The sequence below is a fragment of the Herbaspirillum sp. B65 genome (genome assembly GCF_000333555.1).
In the GTDB taxonomy this organism is placed as follows: domain Bacteria; phylum Pseudomonadota; class Gammaproteobacteria; order Burkholderiales; family Burkholderiaceae_D; genus Herbaspirillum; species Herbaspirillum rubrisubalbicans.
This window is the reverse complement of the sequence record NZ_BADI01000220.1, coordinates 1-1,621: the sequence shown is the minus strand read 5'-3', so window position 1 is coordinate 1,621 and position 1,621 is coordinate 1. Positions and strand designations below refer to the sequence as shown.

General features: G+C 62.5%; 1 protein-coding gene and 1 pseudogene. Both read left to right on the top strand.

Annotated elements, in window-relative coordinates; translation table 11 throughout:
* Positions 1-1,096: pseudogene (gene thrC / locus I5W_RS05675) on the top strand (threonine synthase); the annotation flags it as partial.
* A 221-nt stretch (positions 1,097-1,317) separates the two neighbouring features.
* A complete protein-coding gene (locus I5W_RS05670) occupies positions 1,318-1,569 on the top strand; it encodes a hypothetical protein (RefSeq protein ID WP_044528512.1) in 252 nt (83 codons plus the stop codon).
* The last annotated feature ends 52 nt before the right edge of the window (positions 1,570-1,621 follow it).

The following is a 1,621-nucleotide window of genomic DNA, read 5'->3' as shown; positions in this document are numbered from 1 at the left end:
CTTCAAGGGACATGGCCATGCAATTGCTGGCAAACCTGTCGAAATATGCGCTGCCAAGAAGGGGGCTGAATTGAACATCGTCGGCGCCACTTCCGGCGACACCGGCAGCGCCGCCGAATATGCCATGCGCGGCAAGCAGGGCATCCGTGTCTTCATGCTGTCGCCGCACAAGAAGATGAGCGCCTTCCAGACTGCCCAGATGTTCAGCCTGCAAGACCCCAACATCTTCAACCTGGCCGTCGAAGGTGTCTTCGACGACTGCCAGGACATCGTCAAGGCCATCTCCAACGACCTCGAGTACAAGGCCGCCAAGAAGATCGGCACCGTCAACTCGATCAACTGGGCGCGCGTGGTGGCGCAGGTGGTGTACTACTTCCGTGGCTATCTGGCCGCCACCACCAGCAATGAGCAGAAGGTGTCCTTCACCGTCCCCTCGGGCAACTTCGGCAACATCTGCGCCGGCCACATCGCGCGCATGATGGGCCTGCCCATCGACAAGCTGGTGGTGGCCACCAACGAAAACGATGTGCTCGACGAATTCTTCCGCACCGGCATCTACCGCGTGCGCAAGTCGGCCGAGACCTACCACACCAGCAGCCCCAGCATGGACATCAGCAAGGCCTCCAACTTCGAGCGCTTCATCTATGACCTGCTGGGCCGCGACAGCACCCGCGTCAAAGCCCTGTTCCACAAGGTCGAGACCGAGGGCGGCTTTGATCTCAGCGGCCAGGCCGGCAGCGATGGCAATGAATTCGCCAGCGTGATGCAGTATGGCTTTGCCTCCGGCAAGTCCACCCATGCTGACCGCCTGGAGACTATCCGCTTTGCCGAAAAGACCTATGGCATCACGGTCGATACCCATACCGCCGATGGCATCAAGGTGGCGCGCGAACACCTGGCACCGGGCGTGACCATGATCGTGCTGGAGACCGCTTTGCCGGCCAAGTTCAACGAAACCATCCGCGAAGCCCTGGGCCGCGATGCCGACCGGCCCGCCGGTTTCGAGAACATCGAGGCGCTGCCGCAGCGCTTCGAGGTGATGCCTGCTGACGCCGCGCGGGTGAAGGCCTACGTGGCCGAGCATACCGGCCTGTAAGCATCCAAGAGCCCAAGCACTCAAGCGTCAGGCAACGCCGTCCGCGCACGTGGCGCGGACGGCGTTTTTCATGCACCGACGGTCGACGCCGATTGCATTAGAATGGCGGGTCGCTGTATCGACCAGAAAACAACGCATTCACCGAATTTCCTCCCGTCCTGCCTGCCATGTCCTCCCACTCCACCCCCGCAAACGCCCCGGAACAACCAGCTCCTGCTCCTATGCAAAGCGTCAGCCAGGCACTCGATATCTTGCTGGCCGCCGCCGTACCGGTCGAGCAGAGCGAGACCATTGATACCCTGGACGCCTGTGGGCGCGTGCTGGCTGCGCCGGTGACGGCGACCATCAACGTGCCGGGCATGGACAATTCGCAGATGGATGGTTACGCCGTGCGCGCTGGCGATTGCGTCTCGGGTGACACGCGGCTACGGGTTTCCCAGCGCATCTCGGGCGGCACGTCGGCCAAGCGCTGAAGCCCGCACGGCAGCCCGCATCTTTACCGGCGCATGATGCCTGAAGGAACGG